Source organism: Fibrobacter sp., assembly GCA_024398965.1.
Classification (GTDB): Bacteria; Fibrobacterota; Fibrobacteria; order Fibrobacterales; family Fibrobacteraceae; genus Fibrobacter.
Genome location: JAKSIF010000002.1, coordinates 74538 through 96466 on the forward strand (window position 1 = coordinate 74538; position 21929 = coordinate 96466).

At 49.1% G+C, this 21929-nt stretch carries 16 protein-coding genes; 7 read left to right on the forward strand and 9 right to left on the reverse strand.

Annotated elements, in window-relative coordinates; all coding sequences use genetic code 11:
• Window positions 1-55: 55 nt before the first annotated feature.
• The gene (mutL, locus tag MJZ26_01245; protein ID MCQ2104394.1) at window positions 56-1984 is read left to right on the forward strand and encodes a DNA mismatch repair endonuclease MutL; all 1929 of its coding nucleotides are present in this window, start codon (window positions 56-58) and stop codon (window positions 1982-1984) included.
• Here the strand turns inward: mutL and MJZ26_01250 are convergent.
• The 4 genes from MJZ26_01250 to MJZ26_01265 all read right to left on the reverse strand — a co-directional run bounded on the left by MJZ26_01250 (window position 1952) and on the right by MJZ26_01265 (window position 10065).
• Window positions 1952-3091 carry a lipid-A-disaccharide synthase gene (locus MJZ26_01250; protein ID MCQ2104395.1) on the reverse strand — a complete coding sequence of 380 codons (1140 nt, stop codon included), beginning with the start codon at window positions 3089-3091 and terminating at the stop codon, window positions 1952-1954. The genes mutL and MJZ26_01250 overlap by 33 nt on opposite strands.
• Entirely contained in the window at window positions 3078-6941 is a 3864-nt protein-coding gene (gene dnaE / locus MJZ26_01255; GenBank protein ID MCQ2104396.1) for a DNA polymerase III subunit alpha, read from the reverse strand. The genes MJZ26_01250 and dnaE overlap by 14 nt, the downstream gene beginning before the upstream one ends.
• A gap of 82 nt (window positions 6942-7023) precedes the next feature.
• Complete coding sequence (locus MJZ26_01260) at window positions 7024-7995, reverse strand: glycosyltransferase family 2 protein (GenBank protein ID MCQ2104397.1); 972 nt, start codon at window positions 7993-7995, stop codon at window positions 7024-7026.
• 66 nt (window positions 7996-8061) lie between these two features.
• Window positions 8062-10065, reverse strand: coding sequence for a LamG domain-containing protein (locus MJZ26_01265; protein ID MCQ2104398.1), 2004 nt, complete (start codon window positions 10063-10065; stop codon window positions 8062-8064).
• Between the two features lie 112 nt (window positions 10066-10177).
• Between MJZ26_01265 and MJZ26_01270 the strand changes: the two genes are divergently transcribed.
• On the forward strand, window positions 10178-11104 hold the full coding sequence (locus tag MJZ26_01270) for a flippase-like domain-containing protein (GenBank protein ID MCQ2104399.1): 927 nt from the start codon (window positions 10178-10180) through the stop codon (window positions 11102-11104).
• 89 nt (window positions 11105-11193) lie between these two features.
• Here MJZ26_01270 and MJZ26_01275 read toward each other — a convergent pair whose 3' ends face one another.
• From MJZ26_01275 to mutT, 4 genes are all read right to left on the reverse strand, one after another.
• Window positions 11194-12207: an NAD(P)-dependent glycerol-3-phosphate dehydrogenase gene (locus MJZ26_01275; protein ID MCQ2104400.1), complete on the reverse strand. Its 1014-nt coding sequence runs from the start codon at window positions 12205-12207 to the stop codon at window positions 11194-11196.
• A 137-nt stretch (window positions 12208-12344) separates the two neighbouring features.
• Window positions 12345-13016: a glycerol-3-phosphate 1-O-acyltransferase PlsY gene (gene plsY / locus MJZ26_01280; GenBank protein ID MCQ2104401.1), complete on the reverse strand. Its 672-nt coding sequence runs from the start codon at window positions 13014-13016 to the stop codon at window positions 12345-12347.
• On the reverse strand, window positions 12913-14349 hold the full coding sequence (der, locus tag MJZ26_01285) for a ribosome biogenesis GTPase Der (GenBank protein MCQ2104402.1): 1437 nt from the start codon (window positions 14347-14349) through the stop codon (window positions 12913-12915). The genes plsY and der overlap by 104 nt, the downstream gene beginning before the upstream one ends.
• Window positions 14350-14652: 303 nt before the next feature.
• The gene (gene mutT, locus MJZ26_01290) at window positions 14653-15060 is read right to left on the reverse strand and encodes an 8-oxo-dGTP diphosphatase MutT (protein ID MCQ2104403.1); all 408 of its coding nucleotides are present in this window, start codon (window positions 15058-15060) and stop codon (window positions 14653-14655) included.
• 138 nt (window positions 15061-15198) lie between these two features.
• Here mutT and MJZ26_01295 point away from each other — a divergent pair, with 138 nt between their 5' ends.
• Window positions 15199-16671, forward strand: a complete 1473-nt coding sequence (locus MJZ26_01295; protein ID MCQ2104404.1) for a hypothetical protein — start codon at window positions 15199-15201, stop codon at window positions 16669-16671.
• Between the two features lie 14 nt (window positions 16672-16685).
• On the opposite strand, the gene MJZ26_01300 is transcribed toward MJZ26_01295, so the two are convergent.
• Window positions 16686-17243: a hypothetical protein gene (locus tag MJZ26_01300; GenBank protein ID MCQ2104405.1), complete on the reverse strand. Its 558-nt coding sequence runs from the start codon at window positions 17241-17243 to the stop codon at window positions 16686-16688.
• Between the two features lie 225 nt (window positions 17244-17468).
• On the opposite strand from MJZ26_01300, the gene MJZ26_01305 reads away from it, so the two are divergent.
• From MJZ26_01305 to MJZ26_01320, 4 genes are all read left to right on the forward strand, one after another.
• Complete coding sequence (locus MJZ26_01305; protein MCQ2104406.1) at window positions 17469-17774, forward strand: type II toxin-antitoxin system RelE/ParE family toxin; 306 nt, start codon at window positions 17469-17471, stop codon at window positions 17772-17774.
• Window positions 17761-18105, forward strand: a complete 345-nt coding sequence (locus MJZ26_01310; GenBank protein MCQ2104407.1) for a putative addiction module antidote protein — start codon at window positions 17761-17763, stop codon at window positions 18103-18105. The genes MJZ26_01305 and MJZ26_01310 overlap by 14 nt, the downstream gene beginning before the upstream one ends.
• A 361-nt stretch (window positions 18106-18466) precedes the next feature.
• Entirely contained in the window at window positions 18467-18955 is a 489-nt protein-coding gene (locus tag MJZ26_01315) for a type II toxin-antitoxin system MqsA family antitoxin (GenBank protein ID MCQ2104408.1), read from the forward strand.
• Window positions 18956-19150: 195 nt separating this feature from the next.
• Complete coding sequence (locus tag MJZ26_01320) at window positions 19151-21898, forward strand: valine--tRNA ligase (GenBank protein MCQ2104409.1); 2748 nt, start codon at window positions 19151-19153, stop codon at window positions 21896-21898.
• Window positions 21899-21929 lie beyond the last annotated feature (31 nt).

Below are 21929 nucleotides of genomic sequence, written 5' to 3' on the forward strand. Positions count from 1 at the left end.
ACCATAATTTAGCAAAAAATAAATTATAAAAAGAATAAATGTCTATATTTTGCATATGAAATCCGCTGAAATCCATTTTCTATCTGACGAAATCATCAATAAAATCGCAGCTGGCGAAGTTATTGAGCGACCGGCATCTGCGGTCAAGGAACTGGTAGAAAATGCCATTGATGCTGGCGCCACGCGCATTCAGGTTTCCATAGAACAAGGTGGAAAAAAGAAGATACAGGTAACGGATAACGGCAAGGGAATGAGCGCCGCCGATTTGGATCTATGCTACCTTAGGCACACCACCTCCAAGCTTTTCAATGCAGACGATCTTTTCCATCTGCATACAAACGGTTTTCGCGGCGAAGCCGTTGCATCCATAGCCGCGGTATCCAAGCTCACCATCACAAGCGCCACCGACGACGGCGAAAGCGGGCGAATCATCTTAAGCGGCGGAAACGTAGTCGAAAAGGAAGACGTTCAAGCCAGCCGCGGAACCACCTTCCTTGTTGAAGACCTGTTTTTCAACACTCCTGTTCGACGCACATTCCTGAGCAGCGAAACCGCCGAAAGCACACGAGTTTTTGACGTAGTCTTAAAAACAGCCATCGCCCACCCCGAAATTCGATTTGACTACAAGGTCGGAGACAAAACCGTATTTACAGGGGTTCCCGGCGAATTACGCAGCCGTATTGCAGAGGCCATCGGTTCTAAAATCGCAAAAGCCTTGCTGCCCGTAGATTATACCGAGGCAGGCATTCACGTAACCGGGTTCGTCTCCCCCACTACAGAAACCAACGGAAAACGAAACCATCAGTTTTTGTTCATGAGGAACCGACCCTTTGAAAGCAAGCTGATAAGCAAGGCTGTGGCACAATCCTACGAGCCTTATGGTGCCCAATGCAAGCCTGTATCTGTCTTGTTCCTGGACATGCCAGACATGGAATTCGACGTAAACGTCCACCCCGCTAAAAGGGAAGTTCGTTTCGCCAACCAGAACCTGGTTTTCCTGGTGGTTCTCCACGCCATTCGAGATACTTTCAAGAAGGATCTGGAAGCCCACTCTCCCATTATCGACCTGGGCGAGGAACAGCAAAGCACTGCTGAAGAAATCCCGGCTTGGATGAAATCCGCCCAAATCCATGATACGGATTTAAGCAAAAGTTATGATACAGAAAAAAGGGAAGCTCCTGTTTTTTCTGATTTTGCTCAACCTTCTGCTCCCATTACGGATTTAGGACAAGAATGGAACGGCGGAGCCCCGAGTATGTCCAGCTGGACTCCCCAGGCAAAGCCCAACAGGGCGAAAAATCATTACGATAATGACGTTGCCCAGGACTTGTTCAGCCAACCTGAGGCTGGCAAGATTATATCTCTTGAAGGGGAACAGCACAACCAGCCCGTACAGGATCCGCTATGGAACCCGCCGGCGTTCTTCCAGATTGCCAATACCTACATCGCCGGCGAAGACGTCAACGGCTTGCTTGTCATCGATCAGCATGCAGCCCATTCCCGCATTCTTTACGAACAGGCATTAAAGATTCTTCAAAGCGGAAACGCCCTCGAAAGCCAAGAACTGCTTTTCCCCGAATTGATGGAACTTTCCAAGCTGGAAATCGAAGTATTGAAATCCGTAGAGGACCAGTTCCAGCGTCTAGGATTTTACATCGAGCCTTTCGGTGGCGATACCTACCAGATTCGAGCCATACCCAGCGCCCTCCCCCTTTCCCGAGCCATCAAGGCGGTAAAGGATTTTCTGGAGAGTATCGGCGACCGCAACGACGGTAGCGGAGACATGGTGAAAGTTCAAGACGTAATCGCAAAGGCCTGGGCAAAGACCAACGCCTACCAGGCCGGAGACAAGCTCAAGCCCGAAGAAATGGCAACCTTGGTAAACCAGCTGATGATTACGGAAGATCCGCTGAAATCTCCTTACGGTCAGCCAACGCTGCTACGCTTGACTCTAGACGAACTGAGCAAGAAATTCAGACATTAGTTCTGAGGACTTCATTCCCGAAGACAACCGCTTTGCCAATTCCTCCGCAGGGAATTGGCATTTTTCGTTGACAAATTCTCTTGCTATATTCCGGCAGTCTTCATCGGAAAAATCCAACTGCAGGAACTCCGGGAAAACTTTTTCGTCAAGTATAATATTGGGCAAGGCAAAAAACCTGGTCCTTACAGAACGTTTTACCAAGTGGTAAGTCAAAAAATCCGGTTTTGTACAAACAACCGTTGGACATCCAGCCAAGGCAAGTTCCAAAGTCGCTGTTCCAGGAGCAGAAATAGCAGCGAACGCCTTACGATAAAGCCGCAGGCGATCCTCTCCGTTCTGAGGAGACACAACAACCTTAACCTTAGAACGCAAATCCGGGCAAACCCTGTTTTGCAAATACACATTCATTGCGTCTGCAACGGATTGTCTTGCAGCAAGAATTGTAACATTAGCCTCTTCTCGCTCCACAACGTTTTTCGCAATTTTCAAATAAGTCGGAAGATTACGCAAGCATTGACGGATTCGGCTTCCAGGCAAAAGCAGCAGTTCCTTTGGCACAGAAGATTGATTGAATTCTAAATCTTCGCCAAGAGAATTTTCTACAAAGGGATGTTCTACAGTCACCACATGGCAGCCGGCATTTTCGTAAACCGATTTTTCAAAATCAAAAAATACAGCCAAATCCACTTTGGACAAACGGGACAAAGTTCTGGCCCGTTTTGACTTCCACGCCCAAACCTGAGGAGGCGCCACATAGAGAGCCGGCTTTCCTAATTTCGAGGCCAGGGAAACCAGCTTCATATTAAAGCCCGGATAGTCTATGGCAACAAGGCCCAGACAACGTGGGGATTTCAAAGCACTTTTCAAAGCGTTATAGCAGCGCCTAAGCTTGAAATATCGAGGAAGGACATCTCCAAATCCGGATACCGGAAGGACTTCAAAATCCACGACAGGCTTCAATCCTGCCGACTGCATACGGATTCCGCCTGCGCCAAGGATTTCTACCTGGGGCAAAATCTTGACGCACTCCCAAACCAGGGTTTGCCCTATGCAATCCCCGGAATCCTCCCCCGCACAAAAAAGAATGTAAGGTTTATCGCTTGGCAAGGCTAGAGACCCACATCTTCATTATGCCAAGGTCCTTACGGAGTGTCTGAAGAAGCTGCGGTTCATAAACAACCTTCTTGGATCTCAGATTCAAAACATGGACATAGCCGGACTGGGTTTCCACATGGACAACAAGTTCGCAGCTATGTTCCTCTTCACTGAAGGGAGCGAACTGGTCCATAATGTCGTTGAGCTTTTCCAAGAACTGATCGTTGAGAGACGAAGAAGATATGGTGGCATGAACATACTTTACCATGGAGGCGCGAACGCGGTCCAGCTGCACAACATCTTCCACCGTAATCTGAGGCTTGTCAGTTCCACGAGAACGACCCAGCTCACCCTTCACCAGCACGCGGTCATCCAAGGCCACAGAGTCGCGGAACTTTTCCCATTCATCCTTCTTGAAGAATATTTCAATTTCTCCATGGAAGTCCTGAATGACACCAACACCCAGTGTTTCACCACGCTTGGTTTCAAAGGATTTGAGACTTGTTACCACGCCGCCAACAATCAGCGAACTGCCCATTTTTCGTTCCAGTTCTTCTTCGGCCAAGGTACACTTGGTAAAGCCCTGAAGTTCCGGGCGGAATTCATCCAAGGGGTGACCTGACAGGAAAAGGCCAAGGATATCACGTTCCTTGTTCAGCATTTCCATAGCAGTCCATTCTTCGGCTTCTTCAAGAACCTCTGCGGAAGAGTCCATAGAAGGCGCGTCACCACCCATGTCGAACAGGGAAATCTGACCACGGTCACGATCTTCCTGGCAGCGGGCAGCCACTTCCATGGCACGGTCTACTGTAGCCATCAAGACTGCGCGGCTTCCCGGGAATTCATCCATAGCGCCAGCCATGATTAAGCTTTCAAGCAAGCGCTTGTTCATAGGCGGGCGTTTTTCCTTTTGTTCGCTCTGGTATTCAGCCACACGCTTGCAGAAACTGAAGATATCGGTATAGCGGCCACGACGTTCACGTTCAGCCACAATATCTTCTACAGCGGCCAAGCCAACGTTTCTGATACCTGCCATGCCAAAGAGAATCTGTCCCTTTTCGTTAGCAACGAATTCACCGTAGGATGCGTTAATATTTGGAGAAACCACTTCAATATCAAGGCGTTTGCATTCAAGGATAATCGTAACGATATCCTCGGTCTTACCCATCTTGGAAGTCATGGATGCGGCCATGTATTCAGGGCCGTAATGAGTCTTCAAATAAGCCGTTTGGTAGGCCACATAGGCATAAGCTGCTGCATGGCTCTTGTTAAATGCGTATCCGCAGAAGGGCAGCACAGCATCCCAAACCTTCTGGATCACCGCATGATCATATCCACGGGCTTCGCACTTGGCAAAGAATTCCGGAGTAAGCTTTTCCATCTTTTCCGGCATCTTCTTTGCCATGATACGGCGGATGTTATCAGCACCACCCAGGGAATAGCCACCCAAGATCTGGGCAAGTTTCATCACCTGTTCCTGGTACACAATCACACCGTATGTTTCGCCAAGAACCTCTTCCAAATCCGGATGGTAGCAGTCAATTTCTTCCTTACCCTGCTTACGGGCAATAAAGTGAGGAATCTGGTCAATAGGACCAGGGCGGTACAGGGCGTTCATAGCGATCAAGTCGCCAATTCGGTTCGGCTTCAGGTCGCGAAGGTACTTCTGCATACCCGGAGATTCAAACTGGAACACCGTGGTGGTCATGCCCTTACTGAGCAAGCCGAAGGTTTCCTTGTCATCTAGGGGAATATGGCTCATGTCCACTTCGATGCCACGGTTCTTTTTTACCATGTTCACCGTGTCCTGAATGATGGACAAGTTGATGAGCCCAAGGAAGTCCATCTTCAGAAGGCCAATGTCTTCTGCATAGTGCTTATCGTACATCACCACCGGTGTATCTTCCGGAGCGGCACGATAAAGAGGAGCCAGGTTGTAAATGGGCGTCGGGGTAATCACCACACCGCAGGCATGCACGCCTGTCTGGCGGGGCAGATCTTCCAAGGTAAGGGCCACATCCCACAGGTTCTGGTAGGAAGCCCTACTTGCAATCATTGCCTGCAAAGGTTCAGGGCTATAGCCATCTTCAAGGTTGTTTCCCTTCTTGTCCTTACCGGTCCAGGCCTGCTTCAAGCTGAAGTTTAGCGTACGCTGAGGGAACAGCTTGGTAATCATCTTGGCTTCCTGAGGAGGCAGGCCAAGCACACGGGCAACGTCGGTAATCACAGCCTTAGACTTGAGCATACCGTAGGTAATAATCTGGCCTACGCATTCCTTACCGTACTTCTGGGTCACATAGTCAATCACACGGCCGCGGTCTCTATCCGCAAAGTCCGTATCGATATCAGGCATGGACACACGTTCGGGATTCAAGAATCGTTCGAAGAGCAAGTCAAACTTAAGGGGGTCAATGTCCGTAATACCGATAATGTAGGTAACAAGAGAACCGGCAGCGGAACCACGTCCCGGGCCCACAGGAATACCATTGTTACGTGCCCAGTTAATGAAGTCCCACACAATGAGCAGGTAACCGGCCACGTTCATGTTACGGATACAGTTCAGTTCCTTGTACATGCGCTTGCCCACATCGGTCTCATGCTCCGGGAACTTAAAGTTCTCTTCGGGGAAGCGCCACTTCAAGAAGTCGTTGCAAAGATGGATAATGTATATATCCGAATCAGAGCCCGGTTTGCACCAACGATGGACCGCCTTGTTCCAAGCCTTCTGATCATCTTCCGTAAAGAATTCAGGCTGAGATAAGCGATCAATTTCTTTTTTATCGTCATCAGTCAGAGCGTCTGGTTCAATAGCCTTTTCAGCGCAGTACTGTTCCTGGACTTTCTTCTTTTTATCCTTGATGACGCCAGGCAATTCACGTTCACGGACTACGGGATATTCAGCCTCGTATTCCGCCTTCATGATAGCCTTAATACTCTGGTATTCCTCACCAGCAAGGAATTCATCAGGAATCTTGAATCGCGGCCAGAATTCATCGCCGATACCCGTCTTGACGGTATAGCTACAACGTTCGGCAATCTTTACGGTATTTTCGATGGCTCCAGGAATATGGCCAAACAGTTCCCGCATTTCCGCTTCGGTTCTAAAGTAGAACTGATCCGTAGGGAAACGCTTGTCCGTGAAATTATTCAAGGTTTCCTTAATAGCGATGCAACGAAGGATCTTATGGGACTGAGCGTCGGACTTCTTGATGTAATGAACATCCGCTGTAGCCACAATTTCACGGCCCAGCTCGTTAGCCAGCTGAACCGTAAACTGGTTTACCAGCTTTTGGGGAGGGAATCCATTATCACAGACGGAGAAGTACAGATGGTCGTGGTCAAAAATCTTGTCCAGTTGTTCTATGTACTCGCGGGCAACAGAATTACGCCCTGCAGCAACGCTCTGACCATACTTACTGAAGAAATCGCCTGCAATGGCAATGATGCCTTCCTTGAATTCAGCCACACGTTCCAGGGGAACTGAAGGAATTTCAGCCCAGCGATCCCCATCTTCGTAGCGGTAACTTACAATACGAAGCAGGTTGTAATAGCCCTTTTCGTTTTCCACCAGCAAAGTCAGACGTTCAAAGGTCATGGGGTCCTTATTGGACGCGCTGGAGGTATCCACATAGATGTGGCATCCATATACAGACTTAATGGGAGGAAGCCCCTTCTCCTTACGTTTCTTGTTCAGGCCCTGGCAACGGGTCTGGAATTCCAAAATGCCAAACATGGCGCCATGGTCTGTCAGGGCGATTGCAGGACATTCATTTTCAGCTGCAGCTGCTAAAATATCATCTAGACGGGCAGAAGCCTGCAAAACAGAGAATTCGGAATGAGTCTGTAAGTGAACAAAAGCCATATGCCTAATATAAAAAATGGCCTTCCCTCTTAGGAAGACCTTCTAACTTTTAAAAGGAGCTTGCGAGACATCCAAAAAACGATCATTCTTTTAAAGCATAATCAGTCAACAACTTACAAACTTTAGCATTGACATTGCCAAATTTCTTTCGGTACTGTTTGCGAATTTTCAATTCCCTAGGAAGCATGAAAATTGCCTGCATCCATGCCTTGGCAAGAGCCTGACAGATCGCAACCTTGGACAGTTTCTTGCCATCGCCAGACTGGCCGGGAACGCCCTTGGCCATGGCAAGGTATCGAACAAAAGCCCGGAACGGAAGCTTGAAAACTTCCGTCATAGGAAGTAAGCGAATGGCACCACGGAGTCGATTGCGTTCTGAGTAGAAAAGCTTTAGAGGAGAATAGCGCACCGTGGTCATGGAGCGTTCATGGAACACCTTGGCCTCCGGGCAGAAAACCGTCTTGTAGCCGGCCAGGTTGTGACGGAAGTACCATTCGGTTTCTTCAAAGAACAAGAAGAAACTTGCGTCCATCTTTCCTGCTGCGGCTGCGGCTTCCTTGCGGAAACTCATAACAGCGCCGTAACATCCAAAGACGTCCTTTTCGCGGGCATCCGCTTCAGAAATATCCTGACCACTGGCCTCGTTCTTTGCAAAAAGATCCTTGCCCAGCAGCACGCCGACAGCGTTGACCACACCGCTCTTTTCCATCACAAGGCTAGCCACAGAACCTGCATCAGGATGTCGAGCAAAGCAGGCCAACAAGTTCTCGGCCCAGCTAGGATGGAATTCCAAGTCCATGTTACAAAGGACCTGGATGTCAGCATCCATGTTCTCCATCAGCTTATTGCAGGCGCCAGCATAACCCAGGTTCTTATCGCTCTTGACAACCTTACATTGAAGACCACTCTTCTTAAGAATCTCGATAGAATCATCCTTGGAGGCGTTATCCAGCACGAAAACACGCACAGCCGTCGTCTGCATCAAAAGACTGCGGACACAAGCGGTGAGTTCCTCGCCACCGTTATAATTGATAATACCTACATCAACATTCATCAAAAACCTCTTAAGCAAAAAGCGAAGCCCCAAGGGCTTCGCCTAAATATACATTTTCACAAATGCTTATTTGCGGATTCCGTAATAGCGGATGTAATCAATGTAGCCCACAAAGTTGCGATCATGATATGCCTGGTTCATGGCATCATAACCAATACCGAGGCCGTAGCCCAGCTGGCCAACATCACCACCGCAAGATGCATCGACAGTCTGCTTACCATTCTGGTAAACCTGAATCTTACCTTTGGAGCGAATCACACGGATTTCAGTCCATTCGTTCAACGACAAGGCTTCACCAGCAAAGACCTGCCATTGGGTACCATGGAAATCTTCATCACGGAGATGCACACGAAGGACACCGTCATCTACACGAACCATCCAGCCGTCACCGAAACGTCCAGGAGGCTCAGCCACAATAATGTTCTGAATCGTGCCGTATGCCGTAGGCTTAACGCGGGCATCCACCACAAATTCATTACGCTTAAAGGTGCTGGTCAAGTACACCGGCATGCCGTTGCTGCCGTTCAAGGCAAAGGAACCATCTTCAATGTCGCTTGCAGAAAGGTACTTAAAGGAATTGTTGCCCATCTTGTCCAGGCCCGGGAATGCAGGATCATTGTATTCCCAATCAGCCAGCAGAACATAGGGCGAGGTTTCTGCAACAGAACCACCGCTCAGCTTGTCCGTAGTACCAAAACGGATATAGTCGATATCGCCATCGAAATAACGGGTGTTGTAAGCCTGCTGCATGGCGTCATAGCCGATGCCCCAGTCGTAACGCATCTGGGTCACGTCGCCCTTGTAGACAGAAGCAACAGTCAACTCGCCATTCTGGAACAGCTTAAGGCTGTCGCCCAGGCGTTCAAAGCGAATCTCGTTCCATTCATTGAGGATCAGATCCTTTCCTGAAAAGATCTTCCAATCATCGCCATTGGTAGCAGCGTCTCGCATGTGAACGCGAAGAGTACCTTCGTCAACGCGAAGCATCCATCCATCAACGCCGCGTCCAGGAGGCTCGGCCACAATGATATTCTGCATGGTGGCGAACTTGGTAGGCTTTACGCGGGCTTCGATAACAAAGGAATTAATCTTCAAATCGTCAGAAAGCTTTACGGTCAAACCAGACTTTCCATCAAAGTGAGCAACGTCATCGCTCACAGTGACAGAGCCCGTACCTGCAAGAGCCGTGTGGTCGTTGCCGGTAAAGTCCTTGCCTACAGAAGTTGCGTCATTAAATTCCCACGTGGCAATCCAAGTGGTTACAGCGGGTTCTTCTGCAGAGCCTTCCTCGGTAATCGGAGCCTGAACCAAAGGAGGCAATTCTTCTTCGATTTCAGAAGGCGTCTCAACGATCTCGACTTCGCGGACCTTTTCAAAGCGAACAAACATGACGCGGCCCGGAGTATTTTCAGTCACGGCAGTAGGATCAAAGCCGATGGTAAAGCTACCTTCCAGAGACTTGATTTCACTGCTAGAAATAACTGCAGCAACAATTTGGCCGTCGATGTACAGAACCGTCAGAGAGTCTACGCGTTCGGCGCGAACCGTCACCAGTTCATTCAACTTCAAAACTTCATCTGTTTCCAGCTTATACCAGTCACCCGCCGTAGAGGCGTCGCGCCAGGCAAAGAAAGGCTTGCCGTTTTCGACGCGGAGCGCCCAGGCATCCTGATTGCCATCGACGCCTGCAGAAGCCAAGGTGATGTAGCCCGAGGAGCTTTCCACAACCACGTCAGCTTCAACGGCAAAGCTGTTTTCGATAAAACTTTCATCTACTGCGACAGACAGGGTATCGCCCTTGGTGGAATCAATAGCCCAGGCATGTTCTACATCTCTTGTGTATAGAGACAAGCGGGAACGAGCCTGCTTTGCATTCACCTGCACAGGGGCTGCGCCAGGCAAAACAACTTCAGCATCATCGGTCAAGTCACCATCGATTTCAGATGGATTCTGAACCTCGCTCAGATTTTTTTCATCAGCTGAGGTACTGGAACTGTCAGAACAGCCAAAGACAGCTGCCAAAGCAGCAGCCCCCAATAGGCTTGCCGAAAGTTTTGCAATTTTGTTCATGGAAACCTCGTAACCGGTTTTTCTTTCAATAAATATACAATAAACCATCAGCCATAAATCGCAAAAAATCTAAATTAGGGACATGACCACGACCAACCGCGCAAAAAAGACGATGAAAACCGCTATTAAGTTGGTGGTTACCGCCCTTGGTCTCGGCTACATCTTCTACAAGGTTCCTCTAGGAGACGCTCTTTCACACTGGACCGCTGCGGCCCTTCCCTGGCTTTTGCTGATTTTCGCCCTTACCGTGGCACTGATGGCAATTCAGGCAAACCGCTGGCGGGGCCTGCTCCTAGACGAAGGCAAGAAGATTTCCTTCAAGACATTCTACAGCTACATCGCCCTCGGCTATTTCTTCAACAACCTGCTGCCCAGCGGATTCGGCGGCGATGCAGTAAAGACCATCGCCTTCGGCAAGCGTTACGGAAATACGGCGAACTCTGTGGCGGCCATTGTCATTTCTCGCGTCATGGGGCTGTTGGCCATGTTCCTCAGCTTCTTTGTGGCACTTCCCTTTGTGGCAGCAAAGTACGACATTCCCGCCGCATACACTGCAACCGTCAGCGTTGTCGCCCTGATTGCAGTTTTGGTCATTTTCGCAGGACTGTTTTCGGACAAAATCAAGCTTCCGGCAAAACTTTCAGCCAAGGTTCCATTCCTGGTAAAGTTGCAAGACGCCTTCTCTATTTACCGTAGCCACAAGAAGGCTTTCCTCCTTTCCGGCTTAGACTCCATCTGGCTTCAAGTCGTAACTATCGTCATTCATTGGGCGTACCTCAAGGCCATGGGCGTGGATGTAGACATAGCTGTCATTACCGTATTTACGACAATCATGGTTACGTTTACGATGCTCCCCATTTCCATCAATGGAGTTGGCATCCGCGAAAATGTGCAGGTTAGTTTGTACACAGGGCTCTTGGGAATTCCTGCCGACGTTGTGCTTGCGTCCACCCTGTTCAGCTACCTGCCACTGCTATTCCAGGCTGCACAAGGAGCCGTGGCATTCGCACTGCTCAAGGGCAAGAAAGAATCCGTATAATCCCTACACCAATCAGTGGTTTTATCATAAAAAAAACATCCCGCAATCGCGAGATGTTTTTAGTTTCTTGAGAACTTTCGAGAACCAGATTAGTTCCAGTTTTCGGCCTTCAGGTCACGGCCCCAAATTTCATCGAAAACTTCCTTAACAGTCTTGCCACCGAAAAGAAGGTCGTAGACAGCATTGACGATAGGCATTTCAACGCCAAGCTTGTCGGCCAGAGCCTTGGTGCTACGGCAGGTAGGAACGCCTTCAGCAATCATCTTCATGCCGCCGAGAACCTGTTCAATGGTTTCACCCTTACCGATGTGTTCACCCACATAGCGGTTGCGGCTGTGCTGAGAAAGGCAAGTCACAATCAAGTCACCCATACCGGCAAGGCCAGCGAAGGTTTCAGGATTTGCACCCATGGCGCGACCCAGGCGGCACATTTCTGCCTGACCGCGGGTAAGAAGAGCAGCGCGGGTATTGTCGCCAGCGCCAACACCATAGAGTACGCCAGAAGCAATGGCAATCACGTTCTTCACGGATCCGCAAAGTTCCACACCCACGATATCGGTGGAAGTGTAAACGCGGAGGTAGGAGCAGCTCATTGCCTGCTGGACAAGCTTTGCAGAATCTTCGTTAGTGGAAGCGGCAACGATTGCAGTCAGCACATGGCGGCTAACTTCTTCGGCATGAGACGGACCACTGAAAGCAACCATCTTGTCGTCGGTGAGCCAAGGAACCTTTTCAAGGAGAACTTCGCTCATAAGCTGGTTGGTGCCTTCGAGAATACCCTTGGTAGCGCAAACCACCACAGGCTCCTTACCCTTTTCCGGAGTCCACTTACCAAGATTTTCAGCGACGCCACCCATGAACTGGGACGGCACCACGATCATGACCATTTCTGCGCCTTCGAGAGCTGCATTCATGTCGGTGGTATACTTGAAATCTGCCGGAAAAATCACACCAGGAAGCTTATCCTTGTACTGATGCTCCGTAGAGAGCAGATCCACTTCTGCCTGAGAATTTGTCCAGAATGTAATGTCGTTCTTATTTTCGTAAATCACCTGGCCAAGGGTAAGACCCCAGCCACCTGTACCCAAAACTGTAACCTTCATAATGAAACCTCTTTTTTAAACTTATTAAATAATGAAAGATGAAAAATTAATAATGATTTTCAACGTGACTTTGCCACCCGTTTAATGACTCGCCAAAGGCGCATTTATCTCATTCTTCACACTTCATTTTTCATTCTTCATTTCTTTCTTTTGCTACCAAAGCCATTTTCTGTGCCGTTCATCAAGCGCTTGATATTCGCCCTATGCTTGAAGATGATAAATGCACCTGTTACAACGCATGTAATCAACAACGGCAAGGTAATGTTATCGTACACCGGATAGGGCAAACCGCAGTATTTCATGATAGGCAAAGCGGCAAGCACAACGCAAGCTGCAATGCTTCCAACGGACACATACTTTGTTGCAACAGTGAAAATGATCCAAACGCCAAAAGCGCTGAGAGCTGTTACAGGGCAAAGACAAAGGAATACGCCAAGGGCAGCGAGAACGCCTTTACCACCGCGGAAACCAGCAAAGCAAGTGTAGCTGTGACCGAGAATCACTAGAATACCAGCCAGGAGCGGCAACCAATTGGTATAATCAGCGCCACCTGCAGCAATCTGAGCTTCGCACATCTTAAGGGCGATGAACGGACCAAAGAAGCCCTTCAATAAATCCATAAAGACTACGGGAAGCGCAGGCTTCCAGCCCAAGACACGGAATGTATTAGTCAAACCTGCGTTCTTGGAGCCGTAGTCGCGAATATCAAAGTTTTTTCCTTTCGCGAGTTTTGCGATCCAGATTGCGCTGGGGATCGCCCCCAACACGTACGCTATTGGAAGACTCAGTAAACTGTTCAAGTTCTTCATCCTTTCTAAGGGTTAACTTCATATCGAAATTCAGGCGAAGGGGAGCACCCTGCAACTGGAATTCCTCGTAGAATTTTTTCAAGAGATAGCGCTTGTAAGATTCAGCCACCAGATCCGGTGTACGGGTTTCGATGGCGATTACAGGCGGTTCCACCATAATCTGGCAGGCGCGGGTCAGCTGCACGGTACGAGAATTCTGGCTAGGCACCGGATTCTCTTCGATGAAGCGGGCAAAAGCCTGGGCAACATTGTCACGGCCAAGCACACGGCGGCAGTTGGCATATACAGTTTGAATTGCCTGGACCACACGGCCCACACGCTGACCTTCCTTTGCACTGATGGAAAGAATAGGAACGTATTCCAGCATGGGTTCGCGTTCCAGCATTTCCTTAACCATGTGGTCAAAGGACTTGTCATTCTTGTTGGGGAGAATATCCCACTTGTTCAATACCAGCACAAGGCCCTTACCGGCCTTGCGGATATCGGTGATAATGCGGAAGTCCTGGACTTCGAGACCGCGGGTGCAGTCTACCATGAGCACAGACACGTCGGAACGACGGATACTTTCCAGGGTGCGCATGTTGCTGAAGATTTCAACTTCGTCTTCGACCTTGGCTTTCTTGCGAAGGCCTGCAGTGTCAGTCACCACGAACTTCTTTCCATCTACAATAAAGTCGCAGTCGATGGAATCGCGGGTGGTACCCGGGATGTCGCTGACCACGGCGCGGTCTTCGTTCAGCAGGCGATTGAGCAAGGTACTCTTACCGGCGTTAGGACGACCGAGGATGGCAAATTTGATGGGGCGTTCTTCCTTACGTTCGCCACGGACCGGCGTGGGAAGAACCGTAATAACTTCTTCTAGCAGGCTAAGGCAGGCATAACCAGTCAAAGCACTGATGGTACGGGGCTGGCCGAAACCCAACTTCAGGAATTCATAACTTTCCTGACGGTCCTGACCGTTTTCGCTCTTGTTTGCCACAAGAATCACCTTCTTGTCCAGCTTGCGGACAAGGCGGGCAAACTGCTGATCCAGCTTGGTAATGCCCACACGGACATCCACCATAAAGAGGACTAAGTCAGATTCCTGTACAGCGTTAAAAATCTGGGTGCGAACACTATCGGCCAGCACGTCGATGGAATCATCCGGCAAAAATCCACCGGTATCTACCACCGTAAATTCATGACCCTTGAAACTCGCAGTCTGGTAATGACGGTCACGGGTAACGCCATCGCGGTCACTGACCACGGCAGCACGGCGACCGAGGATGCGGTTAAAAAGGGAGGACTTTCCTACGTTAGGACGTCCGATAATACATACAATAGGTAATTTCATTATGGTGCGAAATATAGAAATCGCCGATATTATTCACACATTTCGCCACTTCAACACAGGCGTTTTTCTGTTGAAAACGCAACTCTTCCTTCAAAATGTCATATTTTGTCACTAGCAAAATCTATTTTTAGGCTATGACAAGGAGAAGACCATGTTATCCGCATTTCTTATAGTTCTTGGGATTCTGACATTGTTTGGTGCCGGCGATGCAGGCGACGCTTGTCTCATCACTTTGTTGTTGAAGGTTCTTCCCGGCCTGATGATCATTGCCGGAATCCTAATGTTAGTGACTTGTAGCCATTTTTAATTGACGGCGTCGTGTTCGATGCTTTCTACGACGGCAATGTCTGCCGGGAGCCATTCTACAGAACGAAGTTCTGAAACCTTAAGCCAACGGGCAGATTCGTGTTCCAACAAAGTCAATTCACCATTTACGATATTGCAGTAGAAGCAGTGCATGGTAATGTGGCGGCCAGGGTAATCGTGTTCAACAGTAGTGATAAACTCCCCCACTTCCACATCAATGGCCAGTTCTTCCTTGAGTTCCCGGGCTAGAGCCTGCTCCGGAGTTTCACCAGGTTCGGTTTTTCCACCGGGGAATTCCCAGCCTCCCTTAAAATCACCATACCCACGCTGGGTTGCCAGAAACTCAGTTATACCTTGGGCATTCTTACGGCAAATTACACCAGCAACCACTTCAATCTTTTTCATGTAGCCATATGTAGTAAAATTCGTTTTTTTCGATTGTGAAACTTTGAAAAAGCAATGTCTTCAATAGTTTACTTGACTCGAGTATTTTTATAAGATATATTATGTTATAGGCAATTTTGCCTTGGATGTGATGGGATTATGAAAAAGACACTTTCTCTTTTAAGTGCCGCTTTGGTGGCTACTTCTTTCGCTGCGGATCGCGGCATTGCGCTAAACAAGACTATCGAAACTTTGGAGCCCATGAAGGGCATCGTGTTCTGGCCTGATCAGGCCAAGAGCAGCAAGGATTATTTGGGAGCCATTTCCCTGGAATTTTCCTACTGCCTCCCCTGCGCCGTTGTGACCGGCAAGACTGGAGATAAGCTGAATTACGACTGGAGTTCCTTTGAAAAGATGCTGAACGATGTGGCCAGCCGCGGGCACCAGGCCATCGTGCGATTCCGTATCGAGTATCCCAGCGAAACCATTAGAAACACATCGGGCTGCACCCAGAATGTGAAAGGCGCCACCGCCGTTCCCCTGTACATCAAGAACATGGCGGGCTACACCGAGACTTACTCCGAAGACCCGGGTGGCGACGGCCCCACTTTTTACGCCGACTGGAGCAGTACAGAGCTGATGTGGTTCTACAAGCAGTTCTATACGGACTTTGCAGCCGCCTACGACAAGGACCCGCGAATCGCGTTTGTGCAAGTGGGCTTTGGACATTGGGGCGAGTACCACATTTACGGCACCACGAAAAAGTTTGGCGTCAACTTTGCCACCAAGGATTACCAAGCAGAATTCCTGAAGCACGTGGCCGCTCAATTTACAGAAACGCCCTGGAGCGTTTCCATTGACGCTGCGGACAACAGCTACTCTCCCGTTATCGACGACAAGAGTTTGCTGGCGCTGAACTTCGGCCTATTCGACGATTCCTTTATGCACGCGGAGCACGACATTTCGCAGGGCTACGGCGACAACGAAAGGAACTGGCGAGACATGGGTCTAGACCGCTGGAAAACAGCACCCGGCGGTGGCGAAGTTAGCTACTACACACCCAAGGACCAGCAGGAATTCTTGAATCCCGATGGTCTTTACGGAATCACCTGGGAACAGGCCGCCAGCAAGTACCACATGACTTATGTTATCGGTAATAACTCCCCCGACGGCAAGTACGCTACTAAGGAACGCCTCTACGAAGCCAGTTCCTTCGCAGGCTACAAGTTCGAAATTACCGCCTTCACGGCCAACGAAAATTCTGCATCGGTAACGGTAAAGAACATCGGTATCGCCCCGCTGTACCACAACGCCTACGTTACCATCAAAGGCAAGCGCAGCGAAACATCTCTGAAGGGTTTGATTCCCGGCGAAGAAATCGTCTGCAAGATTGACGGTTTGAACATCGCAGCTGACGAAAGTCCCGAACCAACCATTACCAGCGACAAACTGCTGGAAGGCAAGACCATTCCGTATCAAGCAAAGCTTGAGGCAAGCGAGGCTCCTTTGAAAATCGGTACTGCACAACAGGTCATTCCGACAAATACCGCCAAATCCCTAGTTGACATCAAAGGCCGCACACGTAACAAATCAAGAGACCTGCCTAAAGGGCATTACATCTTGAAATTTTAACAACACCGCAGCCTTTAATGCAATCCACGAAGGTTTATATCTACATTAAAAACAGATTCAATCACCTTAACCACAATCAACAATACAACTGCTAGGACTGATCCTAAGAGAATCAACCATTTAAAGTTCTCTCGAGATTCTTTTTGCAACCGCTGGATTGTTTCGTGGGTTTTGCCCTGTTCAATATTGTATTTGGAATCGTAAACCGGCCTGATATACCTGCCGCTGGAAGTATACCCAATAATTTCTACATCCTTATGTTTCTCGTAGGTTTCGTCAACTGTTTTCTTGACTTCTTCAAGATCCTCGGCAGTCAATCCACCTTTCCGATAGATTTTTTCTTCCGAAGGTAATTCTGGCAATGGCATTGTCGACAACAGTCCTGCCCACAACAGTCTATCCGATGTTTCCAGTTCACCAATCCGTTTATTTACAATATCAATTCTTTCTGAAGTCTTGTCTTTTTTAACGATATCCAGAACTTCGTACAACTCATCTAGCGGGAGCTTGCGAATCTGGTTCTCGTAATCTTGAAGGTATTTGGGATCTTTCAAATTGACTTTGTCGAACATTGAATAAAATTCTAACAAATTCGGGCATTTTTGTCAATTGTCAGAATTTGGCATTCCGTCTTATTTATATTTCTGCACAGCGAAAAAAATTCGGGAACCAGTCGATCTCCGTTTCTTAGATGAATACCGTCGCTTTTTACGCATGTAGCGACAGGAGGAAAAAATGAGTACACAAGTAATGTACTTGACATTTTGTATCCGATTAGATACATTTAGGAGGTTAAGATGTTTTCAATAGAGAAAACTGAAACCTTCTCTAAATGGTACGCGAACCTTAAGGACAATCAGGCAAAGCAGAGAATATTCTCTCGATTATTGAGAGTTGAACTAGGAAATCTTGGTGATGTCAAAAACATTGGTGACGGGATATCCGAAATGCGATTCGATGTTGGACCTGGATATAGGCTCTACTACGCCATACGAGGACAAGTTGTAATCATTCTCCTATGTGGTGGAGACAAATCAACACAACGGCGAGACATTGAAAAGGCAAAGGAAATGTGGAGGGCGATTCAAAATGAAAACAAGTAAGCTGGATTTATCAGAGCTTTTGGATAACGAGGAGGTTATCGCAAGAGTCATCAGCGACGCATTGCAGTCAAACGACAGCACCATTTTGTTGAGGACCATCGGATACGTTGCCAAGGCACGCGGCATCGCACAAATTGCAAAAGCAACAGGCCTCGGCAGAGAAAGTCTTTACAAGGCACTGAATGAAGATGCCCACCCCCGTTTTGACACCATTTTACGCGTATTGAACGCACTAAATGTTCAAATGATCGCGGTTCCTAAAGTTCGCACAAAGAGAAAAGTTTCCCGCAAACTTGCCGTGGCCGAAAAGAAAGCCGCTTACAAAGTTTAGGCAAATGTTTCGCCGAACTTAAACCACTTTTTGATAAATAAAACCGAAGCACGAAACCGTCGCTTTTTACGCATGTAGCGACAGGAGGGAAAATGACAAAAATATCGCTTGCCAAAAGTACCATTATGGTACTTTTATATCTATATTTTCATTGTAACAGATTCTTTTGCTTTTGAGGAGGCATTCTGAATGGAACACCTCGGCAAAGCACACTTTGACAACCGACGCTGACACAACGCTTTGGCAAGATGTTTACCATTCCTCCGACAAAAAAGAGGATGGTTCTTGCGTAAAGCTGTACATCAAAATTCAAATAGCAAAAAATGGAAACGGAGTCATTATTTCGTTCAAGGAGTTATAGATGATTATAAAGACATGCCCTATTTGCGAAGCAAAAGTAATTCGTAAAAAAATCACAGATACATACACCTACAAGGGAAAGAGTATCACAATCAAAAACATTCCCATCTACCACTGTACAGGCTGTGGCGAAGACTTTTGCGATGAAGAACGAGAAGGTTCCATCAACAAAAAGCTTGACGCTCTCTACAGGGAAGCGGAGGGCTTATTGCAGCCTCAGGAAATCGTAGAAATCCGCAAGAAGTTCGGTTACTCCCAGGAAGAATTTGCTGAAATCGTGGGTGGCGGACCGAAGGCCTTTGCCAAGTATGAAAAAGGAACTGTAACACAGAGCCGTTCCATGGATAACCTGCTTCGCATCCTGCGGGATTCCACAGACGCCATGGCCATTCTAACAAATCAAAAAGCCCTCTGTGCCTGCGAAGCCAAAAGTGTTTATCAGGTAAAAAAAGACAAGAGTTCGTCCTGTTCAAAGACATCTCGTTCGTGAAGTTCACTTTTTTTTCTAAATTTGCCCACATTAAGAAATTATTTGTGGAAGTAAAAAATGGAAATATAGACAAGGCGAATGAAGCGCGGGCACTTGTGCACGCATTTCTGAGCCGAAGGATATTATGGAAATATAGACAAGGCGAGTGTCGCGACAGAATGTTTACATTTTGGCATGACCGAGCCGAAGGATATTATGGAAACACGTTATAATTCTTCAGAAGTTGAAGCCCGCTGGCACCAGACCTGGGCTGACAAAAATAGCTTTGCACCTAGCGGTAAGGGCGAACCGTTCTCTGTCGTCATTCCGCCTCCTAACGTGACCGGCGCCCTGCACCTGGGCCACGCCTTGAACGACACCCTTCAGGATATTTTGGTACGCTACCGCCGTAAGACTGGCCGCGACACTTTGTGGATTCCGGGTACGGACCACGCCGGTATCGCAACCCAGGCTGTTGTGGAAAAGCGTTTGTTCCAGGACGAACACAAGACCCGTCACGACATTGGCCGCGACGCTCTGGTGGAACGCATCTGGAAGTGGAAGGAAGAATATGAAGCCCGCATTACCAAGCAGTTGAAGAGCTTGGGCGTGAGCTGCGACTGGAGCCGTCAGCGCTTCACCTTGGACCCCATCTGCGCCAAGGCTGTTCGCCACGCCTTCTTCAACCTGTTCAAGAAGGGCTTGATCTACCGCGGTAAGCGTCTGGTGAACTGGGACACCAAGCTCCAGACTGCCGTTGCCGACGACGAAATCTATTACGAACATGTGAAGGGTCACTTCTGGACCTTCAAGTATCCTCTGGCCGATGGTTCGGGCTTCATTCCCGTTTCCACCACCCGTCCGGAAACCATCATGGGCGACACCGCTCTTGCCGTGCACCCCAGCGACGAACGCTATGCACAGTTCATCGGCAAGATGCTGAAGGTTCCCTTCGTTGATCGCGAAATTCCCGTGATTGCAGACGCCATCCTCGTGGACAAGGACTTCGGTACTGGTTCCGTGAAGGTGACTCCGGCACACGACCCCAACGACTATGCTACCGGCCTCCGTCACAAGCTCCCCATGATCAACATCATGAACGACGACGGCTCCCTGAATGAAAACGCCGGCAAGTTCCAGGGCCTTAAGGGCCAGGCTGCCCGCGACGCCGTTGTGGCAGGCCTCGAAGAACTGGGCCTCCTCATCAAGGTGGAAGACCACGAAATGGACGTGGGCCACTCCGACCGCTCTAAGACTGTTATTGAACCGTACCTCAGCGACCAGTGGTTCGTGAAGATGGACGTTCTTGCTGAAAACGCAATGAACGCCGTGAAGTCCGGTGAAATCAAGATTATCCCCGAACGTTATGCCAACAAGTACCTTGACTGGCTGGGCGAAAAGCGCGACTGGTGCATTAGCCGTCAGCTCTGGTGGGGCCACCGCATTCCTATCTGGCACACCGACGCAAGCGAAGAAGAACTGAAGGCCGTATTCGGCAACCGTGAAGACATCTTCTTCTACAAGGCAGAAAACGGCGGCTACCTGGTCTGCTCTCAGGAAGAAAATCTTGCAGAAGACGCAGTTCCGGGTCACGTTCTCAAGCAGGAAGACGACGTTCTTGACACTTGGTTCTCCAGTGGTCTCTGGCCCCACTCTACCATGGGTTGGCCGGAAAACACCGACACTCTTAAGAAGTACTACCCCACTTCCGTGCTGGTAACCAGCCGCGACATCATCACCCTCTGGGTGGCTCGCATGGTGCTGTTCTCCCAGGAAAACATGGGTACGATTCCGTTCCACACCGTTTACATCCACCCGAAGATCCTGGACGGCAATGGCATGACCATGAGTAAGTCCAAGGGTAACGGCGTGGACCCCATGGACATCGAACGCAAGTACGGTACCGACGCTCTCCGTTTCGTGATGGCAAGCCTCTGCACCGACAACCAGGACGTTCGTCTGCCGGTGAAGAAGGAAAAGCAGGAAGACGGTACCGAAATCAACACTTCTGAAAAGTTCGAAATCGGCCGCAACTTCTCCAACAAGATTTGGAACGCTTGCCGCTTCCTCTACCCGCAGCTGGAACAGGCTGGCGCCCTTGCCGCCGAACTTCCCATGGACAAGAATTTGTTCGCACTGGAAGACAAGTGGATCCTTTCTCGCCTGCAGACCACCATCAAGGATGCTACCCGCATGCTGGAAGAATACCACTTCGCAGAACTGGCAGGCTTCCTCTACCGCTTCGTGTGGGATGACGTTTGCAGCCAGTACCTTGAAATCAAGAAGGCTGTGATCAACCGTGAAACTTTGGACGCCGAAAAGAAGAACGCCATGGCAATCCTCAGCTACGTGCTGAAGAATGTTCTTGACCTTCTCCATCCGGTAATGCCCTTCATCACTGAAGAACTGAACAGCATCCTGTTCCAGGGCTCCGAAATGGTGATCAGCCGCCCCTGGCCCACAGCTGATGAATCTCTCATCAACAAGGATATCGAAGCCGCATTCGACCAGGCATTCGCCGTGGTAGAAGCCGTTCGCGGTGTCCGTGGCCGTTACAGCGTTTCTCCGGCAACCAAGCTGAAGGCCGTTGTTTCTGTGGACGATGCAGCAACCGAAGCTTCCGTGAATGCATGCCTCGCCATCATCACCGAACTGGGTGGCATTGAAAGCATTACCGTTGGCGTGAAGGCCGCAAAGCCCAAGTTCAGCGCCTCTGCTGTTGTGCCCGGTGGCGAACTCTTCATCCCGCTGGAAGGTATCCTTGACCCGGCTGCAGAAATTGCACGCCTCGAAAAGGAAATCGAAAAGGCAAAGAGCTTTGCTGCTAGCATCGAAAAGAAGCTCAGCAACGAGAAGTTCGTTTCTGGCGCTCCCGAAGCCGTCGTCAACGCAGAACGTGTTAAGCTGGCAACTCAGCAAGACATCATTGCTAAGAATGAGAAGGCTTTGGCAGAACTGAAGTAATCCTTCGAACCAATCAAGATTAAAAGAGGTC

Excerpts from the sequence above, each read along its gene's own strand:
- mutL (MCQ2104394.1), top strand. The coding sequence starts at position 56 with ATGAAATCCGCTGAAATCCATTTTCTATCTGACGAAATCATCAATAAA.
- dnaE (MCQ2104396.1), bottom strand. The coding sequence starts at position 6,941 with ATGGCTTTTGTTCACTTACAGACTCATTCCGAATTCTCTGTTTTGCAG.
- MJZ26_01260 (MCQ2104397.1), bottom strand. The coding sequence starts at position 7,995 with ATGAATGTTGATGTAGGTATTATCAATTATAACGGTGGCGAGGAACTC.
- MJZ26_01265 (MCQ2104398.1), bottom strand. The coding sequence starts at position 10,065 with ATGAACAAAATTGCAAAACTTTCGGCAAGCCTATTGGGGGCTGCTGCT.
- MJZ26_01270 (MCQ2104399.1), top strand. The coding sequence starts at position 10,178 with ATGAAAACCGCTATTAAGTTGGTGGTTACCGCCCTTGGTCTCGGCTAC.
- MJZ26_01275 (MCQ2104400.1), bottom strand. The coding sequence starts at position 12,207 with ATGAAGGTTACAGTTTTGGGTACAGGTGGCTGGGGTCTTACCCTTGGC.
- plsY (MCQ2104401.1), bottom strand. The coding sequence starts at position 13,016 with ATGAAGAACTTGAACAGTTTACTGAGTCTTCCAATAGCGTACGTGTTG.
- der (MCQ2104402.1), bottom strand. The coding sequence starts at position 14,349 with ATGAAATTACCTATTGTATGTATTATCGGACGTCCTAACGTAGGAAAG.
- mutT (MCQ2104403.1), bottom strand. The coding sequence starts at position 15,060 with ATGAAAAAGATTGAAGTGGTTGCTGGTGTAATTTGCCGTAAGAATGCC.
- MJZ26_01295 (MCQ2104404.1), top strand. The coding sequence starts at position 15,199 with ATGAAAAAGACACTTTCTCTTTTAAGTGCCGCTTTGGTGGCTACTTCT.
- MJZ26_01300 (MCQ2104405.1), bottom strand. The coding sequence starts at position 17,243 with ATGTTCGACAAAGTCAATTTGAAAGATCCCAAATACCTTCAAGATTAC.
- MJZ26_01305 (MCQ2104406.1), top strand. The coding sequence starts at position 17,469 with ATGTTTTCAATAGAGAAAACTGAAACCTTCTCTAAATGGTACGCGAAC.
- MJZ26_01310 (MCQ2104407.1), top strand. The coding sequence starts at position 17,761 with ATGAAAACAAGTAAGCTGGATTTATCAGAGCTTTTGGATAACGAGGAG.
- MJZ26_01315 (MCQ2104408.1), top strand. The coding sequence starts at position 18,467 with ATGATTATAAAGACATGCCCTATTTGCGAAGCAAAAGTAATTCGTAAA.
- MJZ26_01320 (MCQ2104409.1), top strand. The coding sequence starts at position 19,151 with ATGGAAACACGTTATAATTCTTCAGAAGTTGAAGCCCGCTGGCACCAG.